This is a genomic window from Amycolatopsis vancoresmycina (genome assembly GCF_000716785.1).
In the GTDB taxonomy this organism is placed as follows: domain Bacteria; phylum Actinomycetota; class Actinomycetes; order Mycobacteriales; family Pseudonocardiaceae; genus Amycolatopsis; species Amycolatopsis vancoresmycina.
Genome location: NZ_JNYY01000009.1, coordinates 124,188 through 139,164 on the forward strand (window position 1 = coordinate 124,188; position 14,977 = coordinate 139,164).

General features: G+C 75.0%; 14 protein-coding genes. 5 read left to right on the forward strand and 9 right to left on the reverse strand.

Annotated features, from left to right (window positions below; genetic code table 11):
* The first annotated feature begins 291 nt into the window (after positions 1-291).
* Together OO60_RS23135 and OO60_RS23140 are read left to right on the forward strand one after the other, a co-directional pair.
* Complete coding sequence (locus OO60_RS23135) at positions 292-1,722, forward strand: exopolysaccharide biosynthesis polyprenyl glycosylphosphotransferase (protein WP_033262074.1); 1,431 nt, start codon at positions 292-294, stop codon at positions 1,720-1,722.
* Positions 1,704-3,098 carry a putative glycoside hydrolase family 15 protein gene (locus tag OO60_RS23140; RefSeq protein WP_033262075.1) on the forward strand — a complete coding sequence of 465 codons (1,395 nt, stop codon included), beginning with the start codon at positions 1,704-1,706 and terminating at the stop codon, positions 3,096-3,098. Before OO60_RS23135 ends, OO60_RS23140 begins: the two co-directional genes overlap by 19 nt.
* A gap of 158 nt (positions 3,099-3,256) precedes the next feature.
* On the opposite strand, the gene OO60_RS23145 is transcribed toward OO60_RS23140, so the two are convergent.
* From OO60_RS23145 to OO60_RS23185, 9 genes are all read right to left on the reverse strand, one after another.
* On the reverse strand, positions 3,257-4,381 hold the full coding sequence (locus OO60_RS23145; protein WP_033262076.1) for a glycosyltransferase family 4 protein: 1,125 nt from the start codon (positions 4,379-4,381) through the stop codon (positions 3,257-3,259).
* On the reverse strand, positions 4,378-5,487 hold the full coding sequence (locus tag OO60_RS23150) for a glycosyltransferase (RefSeq protein WP_033262077.1): 1,110 nt from the start codon (positions 5,485-5,487) through the stop codon (positions 4,378-4,380). The genes OO60_RS23145 and OO60_RS23150 overlap by 4 nt, the downstream gene beginning before the upstream one ends.
* Positions 5,484-6,908, reverse strand: coding sequence for an oligosaccharide flippase family protein (locus tag OO60_RS23155; RefSeq protein WP_244885564.1), 1,425 nt, complete (start codon positions 6,906-6,908; stop codon positions 5,484-5,486). Before OO60_RS23155 ends, OO60_RS23150 begins: the two co-directional genes overlap by 4 nt.
* Positions 6,905-8,197, reverse strand: coding sequence for a glycosyltransferase 87 family protein (locus tag OO60_RS23160; protein ID WP_244885565.1), 1,293 nt, complete (start codon positions 8,195-8,197; stop codon positions 6,905-6,907). Before OO60_RS23160 ends, OO60_RS23155 begins: the two co-directional genes overlap by 4 nt.
* A gap of 98 nt (positions 8,198-8,295) precedes the next feature.
* Complete coding sequence (locus OO60_RS23165) at positions 8,296-9,159, reverse strand: hypothetical protein (RefSeq protein WP_033262079.1); 864 nt, start codon at positions 9,157-9,159, stop codon at positions 8,296-8,298.
* Entirely contained in the window at positions 9,156-10,202 is a 1,047-nt protein-coding gene (locus OO60_RS23170; RefSeq protein ID WP_051767742.1) for a glycosyltransferase, read from the reverse strand. The genes OO60_RS23165 and OO60_RS23170 overlap by 4 nt, the downstream gene beginning before the upstream one ends.
* On the reverse strand, positions 10,177-11,406 hold the full coding sequence (locus OO60_RS23175) for an O-antigen ligase family protein (RefSeq protein ID WP_033262080.1): 1,230 nt from the start codon (positions 11,404-11,406) through the stop codon (positions 10,177-10,179). Before OO60_RS23175 ends, OO60_RS23170 begins: the two co-directional genes overlap by 26 nt.
* Entirely contained in the window at positions 11,403-12,368 is a 966-nt protein-coding gene (locus OO60_RS23180) for a polysaccharide deacetylase family protein (RefSeq protein WP_004562868.1), read from the reverse strand. Before OO60_RS23180 ends, OO60_RS23175 begins: the two co-directional genes overlap by 4 nt.
* Positions 12,365-13,201, reverse strand: a complete 837-nt coding sequence (locus tag OO60_RS23185) for a DMT family protein (protein WP_033262081.1) — start codon at positions 13,199-13,201, stop codon at positions 12,365-12,367. The genes OO60_RS23180 and OO60_RS23185 overlap by 4 nt, the downstream gene beginning before the upstream one ends.
* Before the next feature lie 403 nt (positions 13,202-13,604).
* Here OO60_RS23185 and OO60_RS23190 point away from each other — a divergent pair, with 403 nt between their 5' ends.
* The 3 genes from OO60_RS23190 (at position 13,605) to OO60_RS23195 (ending at position 14,647) form a co-directional block, all read left to right on the forward strand.
* Entirely contained in the window at positions 13,605-13,973 is a 369-nt protein-coding gene (locus tag OO60_RS23190; RefSeq protein ID WP_004562865.1) for a hypothetical protein, read from the forward strand.
* A 105-nt stretch (positions 13,974-14,078) separates the two neighbouring features.
* Entirely contained in the window at positions 14,079-14,216 is a 138-nt protein-coding gene (locus tag OO60_RS46530) for a hypothetical protein (protein WP_155849083.1), read from the forward strand.
* Between the two features lie 80 nt (positions 14,217-14,296).
* Entirely contained in the window at positions 14,297-14,647 is a 351-nt protein-coding gene (locus OO60_RS23195) for an ANTAR domain-containing protein (protein ID WP_004562864.1), read from the forward strand.
* Positions 14,648-14,977 lie beyond the last annotated feature (330 nt).

The window sequence follows — 14,977 nt, forward strand, 5'->3', positions numbered from 1 at the left end:
TGGTAGTGCTTCTCACCCGGCCGGGATCGGGTTTCGCGCGGCCGTCGAAACCTATTCGGCTATGTTGTGTGGTTTCTTTAGCAGCCCTGGAAGTCCCCCGGAAGGATAGGCGTCATCAGAACTACTTGGTGTTTCCAAAAATCACCGGATCGGGTGGCTCATGATTATCGAACGGGTGGATCTCCGGATGTCGCAGCAGAAATTCACTCGAAAGTGCCGGTGTTGCCTCGAATGGCTGAGTCGTGAAGAAAGCGAGAATGGAACCCTCATGTCAAGCAGAGGTCGAGGCCGGTGACTGAACTCAGGGACACGCTCGTCTCGGAAGCGGTGCCGGTGCCGCGGCGCGCCCGGCCGGGGTTCCGGCCGCGGGACGCCGTCCGCACCCGCCCGCTCCTCGCCCGGATCAACGCCGTGGCCGTGCTGCTCGCCGCCGTCGACGGCGCCGCGTGGCTGACCGCGGTGCTGCGGACCGGGCCCGGCCCGGTGTGCGCGGTGGTGACCGCCGTGGCGCTCGCCGGCACCCGGGTGGCCGGCCGGGTCCACCGCCGCCGCCTCTGGCTGTCCTGGCTGCAGGACCTCCCGCGCTCGGTCACCGCGACCGCGCTGGCGTTCGCCCTCGTCACCGGCGCCGGCCTGCTGGCCGGGGCGGACGGCGACGACACCGCGCGGATGCAGGAGGTCGTGCTGTGCTTCGCCGTGGTCAGCGAGGCCCTCCGCCCGGCCGTCTTCGCGTCCGGCCGATGGGGGCGGCGCCGGCTGCGGCGCTGCGACCGGGCCGTCGTGGTCGGGGCCGGCCGGATCGGCGGCGAGCTGGTCCGGACCATGCTGGAGCACCCGGAGTTCGGGCTGCTCCCGGTCGGCGTCGCGGCGTCCGGCCCGGACCCGGTGCCGTCCGGCCTGCCGGTCGAGCGGATCGACGGCGACCTCACCGGGGCCATCGCGCGGCTGGGCGCCGGCACGGTGATCCTCGCCCCGGCCGACGACCGCGACGGCGCGATCGTCGACGCCGCCATCACCGCCCACCGCCTCGGCTGCGTCACGCTGGTGCTGCCGCACCTGTTCGAGCTCTGCCCGGACGGCCCGGGCGTCGACCGGCTCCGCAGCTACCCGCTGGTGTGGCTGGGCGGCGCGCCGACCCGCCGTCCGAGCTGGTGGGTCAAGCGCGCGGTCGAGACCGCGCTCGCGGCGGCCGCGCTCGTCGTCCTCGCCCCGGTCATCGCGGTCTGCGCGCTCGCGGTCGCGGCGGAGAGCGGCTTCCCGGTCTTCTTCCGGCAGGTGCGGGTCGGGATGGACGGCGGCACGTTCGTGCTCTACAAGCTGCGCAGCGTGCGCCAGGCCGCCGTCGACGACTCGCAGACGCGCTGGTCGGTCGTAGGTGACCACCGGGTCGGCCCGGTCGGGCGCTTCCTGCGGCGGTCCTCTTTGGACGAACTGCCGCAGCTGTGGAACGTCGTGCGCGGGGACATGTCGCTGGTCGGCCCGCGGCCGGAGCGGCCGGTGTTCGTGCACGAGTTCTCCGCCGTCCACGACCTGTACTGGGCGCGGCACCGGGTGCCGACCGGGCTGACCGGCCTGGCCCAGGTGCACGGGCTGCGCGGGGACACCTCGATCGCGGACCGCGCGCGCTACGACAACTACTACATCGCGAACTGGTCGCTCTGGCTGGACGTCAAGATCGTCATCCTCACGGTGGGAGAACTCCTGTGCCGCAGGCAACGCTGACGCGACGGCACCCGGTGGCGCGCTGGGCGGCGGTGGCCGTGCTGCTGGCCGGCTGCCTGACCGGCTGCGTCCCCAGCGCGGCGCAGGAGATCTCGGCGCCGCCGCCGAAGCCCCTCGCCCCGTGCGCGTGGTGGTACGGCATCGGCAAGCCCCCGACGTCCGCGGAGATCGAGTCCGCGGCCCACCGCTACCAGGTCGTCGTGCTCAACGCCGACCAGGGCGCGGCGATGCGCCGCCTGCACCAGCTCAACCCGCGGGTGCAGGTGCTGGTGTACAAGGACCTGTCCAGCACCCGCAACTACCCGGGCGCGGTCGACGGCGGCCAGGACGCGGTCTACCTGCCGAGCGGGATCGGGTACGTCGCCGCGCAGGAGCACCACCCGGACTGGTTCGCCGTGGACGTCAACGGCAAGCGCATCGAGTGGCAGGGCTACCCCAAGCACTGGCAGATGGCGGTGTGGAACCCGGACTACCAGCAGGCGTGGACCGACGCCGTCGTCGCGGAGGTCAAGCGCGAAGGCTGGGACGGCGTGCTCGCGGACAACGACTTCAACTCGCTGAGCCACTACTCGGCCGCGGTGCTGGCGGGCACCGCGAACGTCGCGGAGACCGACCGCAAGCTCCGCGACGGCCTGGACGCCTTCCTGTCCCTGACCGGCGACGCCCTCACGAAGGCGAACAAGGTCCTGGTGCCCAACGTGTCCGAGACGCACCTGGTGCCGGGCCGCTGGACCGCGCACTCCCGCTTCGGGGGCGCGATGGAGGAGAACTTCGGGTTCCGCGAGAACGGCGGCACCGGCGGGCTGCTCACCTTCCGCGGCAACGAGTTCCAGGAACTGCGCGCGCAGGCGGCCCTCGGCGAGTCGATGCTGCTGCTGGTGACGCGGACGCACAACGCGCGGGAGGAACGGGCCGGCTACGCGAGCGCGGCCCTGCTGGCCGGCCCCCGCACGTGCTGGACCCGCGCGACGACGGACGACTACCGCAACCCGGAGTGGTCGGCGCTGCAGGACAGCGGGCTGGGCGAGGCGGTGGACGCGGCGAGCCGCCTGTCGAACGGGGTGTGGTCGCGCACGTTCACCCACGGCTGGATCGCGGTGAACACGACGGCGACAACCCAGACGGTCACCCCGCCACCAGGCCTGACCATCCCCGGCACCCCCACCCCCACCTCTACCCCGACCCCCTCTCCCACCTCCACCTCTCCCACGCCTTCGACTTCGGCTTCGGCTTCCCCCACGTCCACGTCAGGCCCGCCCCCGCTCACCCTCGCGGCCGCGGACGCGGCGATCCTCGTCGACCCACCCGAAGTCATGACCCGCGCCTGGCGGGTCACCCGCGACGAGTTCCGGGTCGGCACACTCTGGGCCCGCTGACCGCCCGACGTGATGCCTCCCCAATCACGCGAGATGCCCTTCCGATCACGCGAGTTCCGCGTTCAGTCACGCGAGTTCCGGCTCGGATCGCGTCGAACCCGGTGATCGAAGGGGCATCACGTGTGACTGGCGGGGCATCATGCGTGATTGGAGGGGCATCACGGGTGATGGGCGGGGCGGCGCGCTCCGGTCAGCTGGTCGTACAGGGCCAGGTGGCGGCGGGCGCAGGGTTCCGGGCGGTAGCGGGTGCGGGCGCGCTCGGCGAGGAGGCGGCCCAGGCGGCCCGGGTCCGGCTCGGCGAACAGGGCCCGTAGCCGGTCGGCCAAGGCCGGGACGTCGCCCGGTGGGGTCAGGAACGCCGGTGCGCCCGGGACGTCGAGCATCGCCGGGACGCCGCCGGTGGCCGTGGCCAGCACCGGCTTGCCCGCGGCCATCGCCTCGGCCACCACCAGCGGCTGCTGCTCCATTGTGGACGGCAGGACCAGGGCGTCCGCCGCGGCGAGCAGGGCGGGGACGTCCGGCCGGAAGCCGAGGAACGTCACGCGCCCGGCCAGCCGCTGCGCCGCCCGCTCCGCGTCGGCGCGCTGGGGGCCGTCGCCGACCACGGTCAGCCGGGCGTCCGGCGGCAGCACGCCCGGCAGGGCCAGCGCGGCCAGCAGGTCGAGAATGCCCTTGCGCTCCACCAGGAGCCCGGCGAAGACGAGGTGCCGCACGGGCGCGCGCGGTGGCTCCGGCTCGGCGGGGGAGACGCAGTTGTCGATGTGCGCCAGCCGGCCGGCGGGCACCCGCAGGCGGCGGCGCAGGAACGTCCCCATCGCCTCGGCGGGCACGACCGTGCGGTCCAGCACGCGGGCGACCAGCGCGTCCGCCGCCAGCACGGTCCGCGTGTACGCCGACGGCCCGGCCGCGCCGCGGTCGCCGCGGAACCACGGCTCCGCGACGTCGTCGGGCACGCCGTGGTAGGTCTGGACCAGTGCGGGCCGGGGGCCGCGGCCGAACCGCAGGCCGGCGATCACCAGGCCCGCGCGCCGGTCCTGCGCGTGCACGACGTCGGGCCGCCACGCCCGGATCGCCGCCCGCGCCCGGCCCGCCGCCGCGAAGTCTTCCTTGTCGGCGACCGCGATTTCCTCGTGCAGTCCGTCCAGTGTGGACGATCCACGCGCCGGCACCGGGCCGAAGACGCGGACGTCGAGGCCGTCGGCGGCCAGCGTCGCGGCCAGCCGCACGGTGACGTCGACCGGGCCGCCCCGGTCCTGGGTGAGCAGAAAGGCGATGCGGGTCACGGGCGGCGCTCCGGCGGGGTGAGTTTGTCGACGAGGGCGGCGACCTGGTCGGTCATCCGGCCGCGGTCGAAGGACAGTTCCACGCGGCGGCGGCCGCGTTCGCCTTCGCGCCGGGCGAGCCCGGGGTCGGCGAGGCGCGCGGCGACGGCGTCGGCGAGGCGGGCGAGGTCACCGGGCGGCAGCACGGCGCCGGCGTCCGCGACGCTCTGCCGCATCCCGCCGACGTCGAACGCGACGACCGGCCGCGCGCACGCCATCGCCTCCAGCGGCACCAGCGCCATGCCCTCGGCGCGGGAGGGGAGGACCACGACGTCCGCGGCGGTGTACCAGGCGGCCGGGTCGTCGGTGTGGCCCGGCCACCGCACGGAGGCGTGGCCCGCGACCGGGTGCCGGTCGCGCCAGACGGGACCCATCGGGCCGTCCCCGGCGAAGACGAGCTGCGCGTCCGGCAGCCGCCGCAGCACCGCGGGCCAGGCGGAGAGCAGCTGGTCCTGGCCCTTGAGCTCGGCGAGCCGGCCGAGGCAGACGGCGAGGGGCGCCCGCTCGGGCAGGCCGAGCCGCCGTCGCGCCGCGGCCCGGTCGCCCGGGCGGAAGCGGGCGGTGTCGACGCCGTTGCAGACCACTTCGGCCTCGGCGGTGACCCCCGCGGCGCGCCCGGCGGCCAGTTCGTCGTCGCTGACGCAGACGACGAGGTCGGTCCACCGCGAGGCGAAGCGTTCCCACGCGGCGGAGGCGCGGCGCAGGGGGCCGTCGGCGGTCTCGAAGGACCACAGGTGCGGCTGGAAGACGGTCGGCCGGCGGCCGCGCACGGCCAGCCGCCCGGCGAGGCCGGCCTTGGAGCTGTGCAGGTGCACGACATCCGGGTCGAGGGTGCGAAGGAGCCGGCAAAGCCGGAGGGCTTCGGCGAGCGAACGCGGTCCGGGGCCGCGGAGAGCGGGCCAGGCGCGGACGTCGATCCCGAGCTCCCGGGCGCGCTCGGCGAGCCACCCGGACGGCGGACAGGCGACGGCGACGTCCCAGCCACGGTCCCGTTGCGCGACGGCGAGTTCCAGCACGACGACGGCGACCCCGGCGGTGACGGGCTGGGTGACGTGGACGATCTTCACCGCAGACCTCCCCGGCGCAGCTCCGCGAGCGCGTCCCGCTGCAGCAGCAACGTCGCCCCGGCGTACCCGGCGACGAGCACCGCGGCCTCGGCCACCACACCCGGCAGCGACGTCCCGAACCACCGCCCCGACACCACCGCCGGGACCGCGCCCGCCACGCACGCCAGCAGCACTCGGACCACCGTCGCGCCCAGCTCCGCGCCCGTCGGCGCCACGCCCAGCCCGGCCAGGACCCGCCACGCCAGCGGCACCACCAGCCACGCCGCGCCGCACTGGACCCACGCCACCGCTTCGATGCCCGCCTGGGTCAGTGCCGCCAGGCCGGCCGCCAGCAGCAGCAGGTGCGTCGTTTCAAGGGCCAGGTAGCGGCGGACGTGGCCGGTCGCCTTCACCGCCTGGTACCAGATCTGCAGCAGGCAGATCCCGGCGCCGTAGCCCGACAGCACCACCAGCGGCCCCGCCGCGCCCGCCCACCGCTCGCCCAGCAGCACCACCCGGTCGGCCAGCACCGCCAGCGCCAGGTACAGGCCGCCGGTCACCACCAGCACCGCGCGCGTGAACCGGGTGACCGCTCCGCCCAGCGGCCGGCCTTCGCGCCGCAACCGCGTGAACACCGGGAACGCGACCGCGCCCAGCACGACCGCCACCATGATGTACGGCACCCAGGCGAGCCGGTACGCGAGCGAGTACACGCCGACCGCGTCCGGGCCGAGCGCGTGCCCCACCGCGAGGTAGTCGAGGTTGACCAGCAGCGCGCCCACCACCGCCGCCGGCCCCACCACGGCCACCCAGCGCAGCACTTCCCGCGCCGCGCCCGCGTCCCAGTGCGGCCGGACGCCGCCGCCGGCCAGGGCGCCGAGCAGGGGTTGCGTCACCGCCGTCGCCAGCAGGCCGAGCACCAGCGACAGCGGCCCGGCGCCGCACGCGGCGAGCACGACCGTCAGCACCGCGCCGAGCACCGCGCTCCCGCCGTCGGGCAGCAGCCGCCGCCGGAAGTCCAGTTCCCGGTGCATCAGGCCCATCTGCACGCCGCCCGCAGCCGAGAACGGCAGGCCGAGCGCGGCCAGGCGGACCAGGCCGGCGGCGTCCGGAGTGCCGAGCACCGCCGTGAGCGGGCCGGCCAAGGCCGCCAGCGCGACGGCCAGCGCGGCCCCGGCGCCGACGCTCAGCGTGAGCACCGTGCCCGCCGTCCGGCGCGGATCGCGTTCGGTGCGGCCGATGACGTCGTAGACCCCGATCGACTGGACGACCTGGCCGAGGTTCACCAGCGCCACCGCGAGCGCGACGGCGCCGAGCTGCCCCTCGGTGAGCAGCGCCGCCAGCACCAGCGTGACCAGCATCTGGCTGCTCTTGCTGACCAGGTTGACCACGCCCAGCCACAGCGAGCCGCGGACCGCGCGGCTTCCGAGTGTCGGTGTCACGCGGCCCGCACCCGGACCAGCCGCGCCGCGGCGAAGACCGCGAGGCCCCACGCAAGGACCACCGCGACACCGTCGACCGTGACCGCCGTCCGCGCGCCCAGCGCCGCGGTGATGGCGGTGTCCACTGTGTACAGATGCGCGAACGGGACGGCGAGCGCGAGGGCGCCCGCGCCCCACCAGGGTCCGGCCCGGCGCCGCCACCACAGCGCGGCCACCGCGGCCATCGCGGGGACGGCGATCAGCACGTCACCGGGCTGGTGCACCACGCAGACCACGACGGCCAGGCAGGTCAGGAGGTCGGCGAGCGGCGCCGCGAGCCGCCGGGCGAGCAGCGCGCTCGCGGCGAGCACCCCGGCCAGCACCACCAGTTCGAGGCCGGCGGGCACCCAGCCGGTGACGCGGAAGAACACGGCGGCGACGTCGATGCGCTGCGCGGTCAGGGAATCGACGGCACCGTAGTCGGTGCCGCGGGCGTGGGTGAGGTTCGCGACGACGACGTCGAGGAACGGCCCGATCCCGCCACCCCGCACGACGAGGAGCACGACGACGGGCAGGCTGGCGGCCGCGGCGATCGCGGTCCCGGTCAGCGCGACCCGGCGCGAGCCGCGGGCGAACAGCAGGACGGCCAGCGGGAAACCGTACTGGGGTTTGAGCCAGGCGAGGGCGAGGGCGACGGCGGCCCAGCCGGGCCGGTCGCGCCGCGCCAGCAGGGCTCCGGCGGCGCCGACGGCGACCAGCGGGTTGATCTGCCCGACGTAGAGCTGCGCCTTCCCGACCTGGCTGGTGACGAGCAGCGCGGCGATGACGGCGGTGGCGACGGCGAACGGAACCGCCGTGACCCGCCGGACGGCGTGCGCGGCCATCGCAGCCAGCGCGACCAGCAACAGCAGGGAGACGACGCTGAAGGCGACGGCGCCTGCCCGGTAGCCCGGCAGCGCGAACGGGGCGTGGAGCAGCAGGTGGTACGGCTGGTAGAGGTTGAAGTCCTGCCGGACCGGCCAGTGGGCGAACATCGCCGCGGGGTCGTAGGGGTTGCCGCCGTCGAGGAATTCGCGGATGGGGAAGTAGAGGGCGTCGCGGAAGTCCTGGAGCCGCTCCTCGCCGAGGTTCGCGGGGGTGGGGAGGGGGACCTGCCAGGCGGGGGCGAGAGCGTGCCACGCGCTGGCGGCTCCGGCGAGGAGGGCGAGGACGAAGACGAGACGCTGTTTCGGGGTCATCCCGCGGGTGCGGGCCGGTCGCCGTTTCGCGTGCCGGGCGGGGCGAGGGGAGGTGTGCTGCTTCGCGGGCATGCCACCGCCGCGTGGGCGGGGTGCGGGCCGGACGCGTGTTGCCGCGGAGCCGTGGCCGAGCCGGTGAAGGGCGGCGAGGGTGGTCCGTTGTCTCGCTCTCATGCCAGCACCACCGCCACCAGCACCGCGCCCGGCGGCAGCACGCCCACGGCCGCGGTCAGGTCGGTCTGCTGCCGCCCTGCCGCCGTCACCGCCACCACCGAGGCGCCGGCGCCCCGCTCCTCCGGCAGTCCCGCCGCCAGCTTCGCCGCCGTCTCGGTCAGTTCCGGTGTCACCGGCAGCACCCGGACCGGCCGTCCGGCCGCCCGGCACAGCACCGCCAGCCGGTCCGCGGCCGCCGGGTCCTCCGCGTGCAGCACCGCCACCGGACGCTGGATCCCGGCCGCCGCCAGGGCACGGCGGATCGGGCCCGGGCCCGCGCCGCCCGGTGTCAAGCGGCGGGCGGCCGCCGTCGCGAGGCCGGCCGCGACCGCGCCCACCAGCGCCAGGCCCAGCACCAGGGGTGCGTCCGGGGCCAGCGTGAGCACCTCGGGCCGCGGGTCCAGCGTGCGCAGCTTGGCCGCCGGGGCCAGCAGGTCCGCGTCGATCATCGCCTTCCCGAGCGCCGTCGCGGTCGCCGCCGCCTGTTCCGCCGTGGCCGCGCGTACCGACAGCCGCGCGAGGCCCGAGGCCGGGACCAGCTCGACCGACACCTGGCCCGCCAGTTCGTCGGGCGGGTGTCCCGACACCGGGGCCGCCGCCTGCAGCACCGACGGGCTGCGGGCCAGCTCGACCAGCGCCGGCAGCGCCAGCGACACGACTTCGCCGTACGGTGCACCGTCCGCCGCGGCCGGCGTGGCCAGCAGGCTCACCCGGCCCTGGTACTCGGCCCCGCGCGTCAGGCCGACCAGCAGGACGAGCGCCCCCACCACCAGCGCCACGGCGACGCTGAGGACGGCGGTACGCGGAACGCGGTATCTCATCGGGCACCTCGGAGCAGTTCGTCGTAGGACTTCATCAGCGTGTGCGGGTCGTAGTCGCGCTCGACGGTCCGAAGTCCCTCGGCGGCAAGGGTTTCCCGGGCCGTTTCGTCGAACAGGACCGTGTTCAGCGCCGCGGCCGTCGCCGCCGGGTCGCCCGGCGGCACCACGAGACCGCCGCCGCCGGCCAGCACCCCCGCGATCCCGCCGACGTCCGTCGCGACCACCGGCCGCCCCGCCGCCAGCGACTCCAGCACCGCCAGCGGCAGGCCCTCCCAGTCGCTGGTCAGCACCGTGACGTCGGCCGCGGCGAGCAGGTCCGGGACGTCCTCGCGGGTGCCGAGGAACTCGATCCGGCGGCCCACCGCCTCGCTGCGGCGCTCGAGCTCCGCGCGCAGGCTGCCGTCGCCGGCCAGCCACAGCACCGCCTCGCCCTCGACCGCGGCCCAGGCGTCCAGCAGCACGTCGTGGCGCTTCTGCGGTTCCAGCCGAGCCAGGCAGAGCGCGACCGGTGTCCGCTCCGGGACGCCGAGGGACGCGCGGATCTCCGCGCGGCCGAACACCGGCGGCCGCGGGAACACGGCGTTGCGGATCACCACCGGCCGGTCCAGGCCCGCCGCGGTGAGCAGGTCCGCGGTGGCGGGGGAGACGGCGACGACCCGGCGGGACGTGCGCCGCAGGATCCGCGCGGCGGCGGGGTAGTCGGCCTCGGCGACGCCGTGGAACACCGTGAACAGCGGCCGACGGCTCGCGAGGCGGGCCACCAGGCTCGCGCCGACGTTGTGGGCCAGCACGACGTCGGGCCGGAACCGTGCGATGGCGCGGCGGGTGGCCCAGGCCGCCTTCAGCACGCCCGCCTTGCTGCGGCGCGCGAGCGGGACCGGGAACACCGGGGTGCCGTCCGCGGCGAGCGCGTCGGCGCGGAACCCGCCGGCGCTGGCGACCGCGGACACCCAGCCGTACTCCTCGCCGCGGCCCACCATGCCGGCGACGAGCGTTTCCGCCCCGCCCGCCCCCATCTCACTGATCACGTGCAGCACCCGCATCGGCGCCTCCCTCTCCTTCTCGGCGAACCCGGGCCTCGGCCGCGACGGCGAGCGCGGCCAGCGACCACAACGGCAGGTAGTACTGCTCCGACAGGAACGTCGAGGCGACCAGGACGGCCAGCAGCGACGCCTGGATCGCCACCGCCTCCGTCCGCCGCGGCCCGGGCCCGGCCAGCCGGACCGTGCGTTCGCTCGCCACCGCGGCGGTGCCGATCACCCCGGCGAACAGCGCGAACCCGGGCAGGCCCAGTTCCGCGGCGACCTCGAGGTACATGTTGTGCGCCACCGGGGTCTGCTCGTCGACCTCGGCGTCGTGCGACTCGGCGGCGTAGTGCTCGCGGAACCCGCCGGGCCCGACGCCGAGCAGCGGGTGGGCGGTCAGCATCCGGGCCGCCGCCTGCCAGCGCAGCTCCCGGGTGTCCACATTGGACGCGGCGATGAAGCTCTTCTCCTGCAGCGCCCGGTTCAGCTGCGGCCCGGCGAACAGCAGGGCGGCCAGGCCCAGCCCGGCGACCGCCGCGGCGACGGCGGCGAGCACCCGCCACGGCAGCACGCGCCGCAGCAGCAGCCAGCCGGCCGCGGCGGCCAGGCCCAGTCCGCCGCCGCGGGAGAACGTCGCCGTCGCACCGGCCACCAGGACGATGCCCGCGGCCGCCAGCACCGCACCCCGGCCCCGGCGGTGCAGCGCGGCCAGCAGCGGGACGGCCGCGACGAGGAAGTAGGCGAGGTCGTTCGGGTCCGGCTGCGGGCCGCTCGCGCGGGCCTCGCCGCCGACGATCAGGCTGAACAGCGCCCCGGCCCCGGCGACGGTGGCGCCCGCGGCCGCGGCGAGCAGCAGCCAGTGGATCGGCACCTCGCGGCTCGCGACGTCCGCCAGCGCCGCCGTGACCACCAGGAACGGCAGCCAGCGCACGGTGTACTCCGCGGTGAACGGGCCCGCCGCGTGCAGCGCGGCCGTCGCCGCCAGCACCACGGCGAGGAGCGCGAGGACCGCGTGCAGCGGAGTCGGGCGGGGCAGCTGCCGCCGCCGGAGCCGCACCGCGAGCCAGGCCAGCGTCAGCAACGCGGGCGCGACCTTCCCGAGCTGGCTCTGCACGGCCGTCAGGTAGCCCTCGACCGGCGCCAGCGCGACGGTCGCGCAGGCGAGCGCCTGCAGCACGACCGTGCCGCGGACCTCGGGCCGGACGACCGGGTGGGTGATCATCTCCCGGAGTCCAGCCGGGTCACCGGACGGGTGCGGCGCACGGCCGTCCGCCGCACGAACTCCCCGGTGCCGACGACGTCGAAGTGCTCGCGCAGCGCGGAAAGCACCCAGCCGAGCCAGGCCACCTTCCGCGCGCCCGCGGCCGCCAAGCCGGGGAAGAACTCCATCCCGGGCGCGTCGGCGGCGCCGAGGACGTCGGTGGGGTGCAGCAGCAGCGAGGGGGCCACCCCGCGCGCGAGGCAGAGCCGCAGCGCCGCGCGGAAGTACCCGCGGGCCAGCCGCGGTGAGACCTCGTGCAGCTGCAGCAGGTACGAGCCGTGGATCGGCGTGCGCAGCAGCGGCATCGTCGTCACCGGCAGCTCCACCAGGGCGCTGCCTTCGGCCGTCCGCCAGCGGTAGGCGTGCACCGGCGCCAGCACCCGCGAGACCCCGCCGAACAGCTCGCCGGCGCCCGCTTCGGGCGTCTTGACCGTGCGGTTGTGGTAGGCGCGGGCCAGCGGGCCGATCCACGTCGGCAGGGTGCTGGCGTCGTAGGCGTAGCCGCGTTCGGCGAGCAGTTCGATCAGATCGCGGGTGACGCTGTAGCCGGGGCCGCGGAACCCGCTCGGCCGGGGCGCGCCCGCGGCGGTGATCGCGTCTTCGGTCCGGCTCAGCTCGGTTTCGAGGCGGTCGCGGGAATAGCGGTGCAGCCAGGGTTCGTGGCCGAAGGAGTGGTTGGCCACCTCGTGGCCGGCCGCGGCGATCTCGGCGACCGCCTTGGCGCCGTCTTCGCGCACGACGTCGGCGCCCACGGCGAAGACCGTCGTCGTGAGGCCCTGCTCGCCGAGGATCTCCAGCAGCCGCGGTACCGCGGACGGCAGGAAGCTCGGGTGGTCGCGCCAGCCGGGATCGCCGTGGGTCTTGAGGTAGGCCCACAGGTTGTCGAGGTCGACCGAGACGCTGGCGAGGGGCCGCGGGTTCACGCGGCTTCCCCGGCGAGGGCGGCCGTCCCCGCGCGCGACTGCACGCCGAGCAGCAGGACACCGCTCACCACCACGGCGAGCCCGAAGGCCACCCACGGCTCGCGGCCGCCGGTGACGTGGTCGCCGAGGACGGCGATGCCGGTGACCGACGCGAGCACGATCGTCGTCGCGTCGGCGGTGGCCACGACGGCCGCCGCCGGGCCGCGCTGCAGCGCGACCGCCATCGACGCCTGGCCGAGCACGGCCGCCGCGAGCATCAGCCAGGTCAGCGGATTCGCCGGCAGGGTCAGGAGATCGAGGTGGGCCAGCGTGCGGCTGGCGATCGCCACGACGGCGAAGGCGACGCCGGACAGGACCGCGGCCGGCAGGAACGTGGCCGCGCGGCCCGCGGGGATCATCGCCAGCCCGGTCCCGAGCACGACGAGCGCCAGCGCGGCGATCCCGGCGAACGGCAGGTCCGCGGCGACCGAGGGCGCCGACGACCCGGCCAGCACGACGAGCCCGGAAGCCAGCAGCACCAGCGTCATCGCCTCCGCCGGGCGGATCCGCCAGCCGAGCACGGCGACGCCGAACACCGTGGCCAGGCCGATCGCCGACGAGGACGCGGCCTGGACCAGGTACAGCGGCAAGGAGGCGCGGGCGAAGAACGCGAGCGCGAACCCGCCGGCCTGCCCGGCGAAACCCAGCAGGTACAGGCGGTCGGCGGCCAGCCGGGCCAGCAGGCCCAGCCCCGCGCCCGGCCGGCTCCCGGCCCGCCGGGCCGCGACGCTCTGCGCGACGATCCCGGCCGCGTACAGCACCGCGGACGCCACGAGTACGGCGTAATCCACCACGAACGACTCCTCACGTCCCGCACCGCGTACCAGGTGCCCACGGCAAAGCGTAGGAACGCCGAAGCGGGTTCACTTTCGAAGGATGGGGTTTCGGAATTCGTCACGCTCCGAAATGGATACGGGGGGCCGAAGCCACCTGATGGTGTGACGTACGTCGGTGTCCCGGTGGGCAGAACACGTTGCGTGATAACGATTTGCCGGGTCTTCGACCGGCCGCGCGCCCGATTCGCGGCTATTCGGGCCGCCCACCCGTTCGAGTTATACGAACCGCGGTCAGGGGTTCGCGGACCCCACACGATCGGTGAACCGGCTGGAACGGCCGCCGGATGCGTCAGTACGTTCTCGCTGCCAAGCGGAACACGCCTTGACTGCCGCCGTGGCAATTGTCAATCGAGGAGAATTCATGCTGAAGAAAATGGGCTTCGTCGCCGTCGCCATGGCGGCCGGAGCATTGGTCACCGGTGGGATCGCGTCGGCGGGGACGCCGGGCGACGACCACGGCCACCGCCAGGGGCCGTACGGGTTCGACTCCACCGGCCAGGTCGGCCTGCTGAACCTGAACAACACCGACGCGCTGCACAACGTCCAGGCCACGCTCGGCGTGTGCGGCAACGACATCAACGTGCTCGGCGTCCAGGTTCCGCTGCACGACACGCTGAACGGCATCGGCGTGCCGATCCTGTCGCCGGGCGAGAGCGAAGCCAGCGGTGAGTCGCCGTACAACTGCGCCTCGAGCGGGCTCGCCGACGGTGGCACCAGCCAGGGTCACTGAGTTCCCCCGGCGGCGGGAACGCCGCCGGATCCCCATCGCCGGACCAGCACCCGGCGCGCCAGGAGTTCCGCCGTTCCCCGGCGGGCACAGGAGGAGTTCCGTCCCGTGACCGGACAACTCGGATTCGCCGCGGCCGCGGCGTCGGCGGCCGAAGCCGCCGTCGCGGCGCACCCGGTCGACCGGGACGACCAGTTCGGCCTGGCGCCGCACGACGTGGCCGGCGGGACCGCTCAGCACGGCTGACCGGACCCCGGGAGGAGGCCGCCGCGTGGATGCACTTTCCGCGCGGCGGCTTTTCGCTGCAGAAAAGAAGGCCTGGACGAGTGGAGCACGACGGTGGCCGCGCGGGGGACGCCGACCTCGTGGCCGAAAACGCGCAGCTGCGCGAGGCGTTGTCGTCCCGGGCCGTGATCGAGCAGGCCAAGGGCATGGTGATGCTGGTGCGCGGCTGCTCCGCCGCGGAGGCGTTCGCCGTGCTGGTCGCGGTTTCGCAGCAGAGCAACGTGAAACTCCGCGACGTCGCCGTGGTCGTCGTGGCCTTCGGCAGCGCCACCGAGCCGGGACTGCCCGATGCGGACGCCGGACGCGCGGTGCGCGCGGCGCTGTGCGTCCACGTGCGCGAGGGATCTGGGAACCGGCGAGGTGGGGCGTCGCCCGGCTGCGGGCTCGGCTAGGGGTTCGAACCTCGCCGGTTCTCCAGCGGGATGTCCGCTCCTGGGGTCAGAGGAACGAAATCCGTGTCCCGAGAATACGGCTTCCGCTCCGGCGCCGTCGCTTTTGCACGGGTGGTTGTGCCGTGAACGGGTGTGCGAATGGCGTGACCGCTTTCCGGCCGATAAACGCGCTGACCCGATCGGGCCAATGAACACGCGGTCAGCGCCTTGCAGTGCCCACCCGATGGTGGTTCGAAGTGGAATTCACCACGGTTGCCTCAGTAACTTTTCCTCACGCGGGACGGAGAACACACACCCTCGCTGCCGTCCTGTCCGATGCACCGTCAATTC

Coding starts and splice junctions, on each gene's coding strand:
- OO60_RS23175 (WP_033262080.1), bottom strand. CDS start 11,406: ATGATCACCCACCCGGTCGTCCGGCCCGAGGTCCGCGGCACGGTCGTG.
- OO60_RS23165 (WP_033262079.1), bottom strand. CDS start 9,159: ATGAGATACCGCGTTCCGCGTACCGCCGTCCTCAGCGTCGCCGTGGCG.
- OO60_RS23190 (WP_004562865.1), top strand. CDS start 13,605: ATGCTGAAGAAAATGGGCTTCGTCGCCGTCGCCATGGCGGCCGGAGCA.
- OO60_RS23170 (WP_051767742.1), bottom strand. CDS start 10,202: ATGCGGGTGCTGCACGTGATCAGTGAGATGGGGGCGGGCGGGGCGGAA.
- OO60_RS23160 (WP_244885565.1), bottom strand. CDS start 8,197: ATGCCCGCGAAGCAGCACACCTCCCCTCGCCCCGCCCGGCACGCGAAA.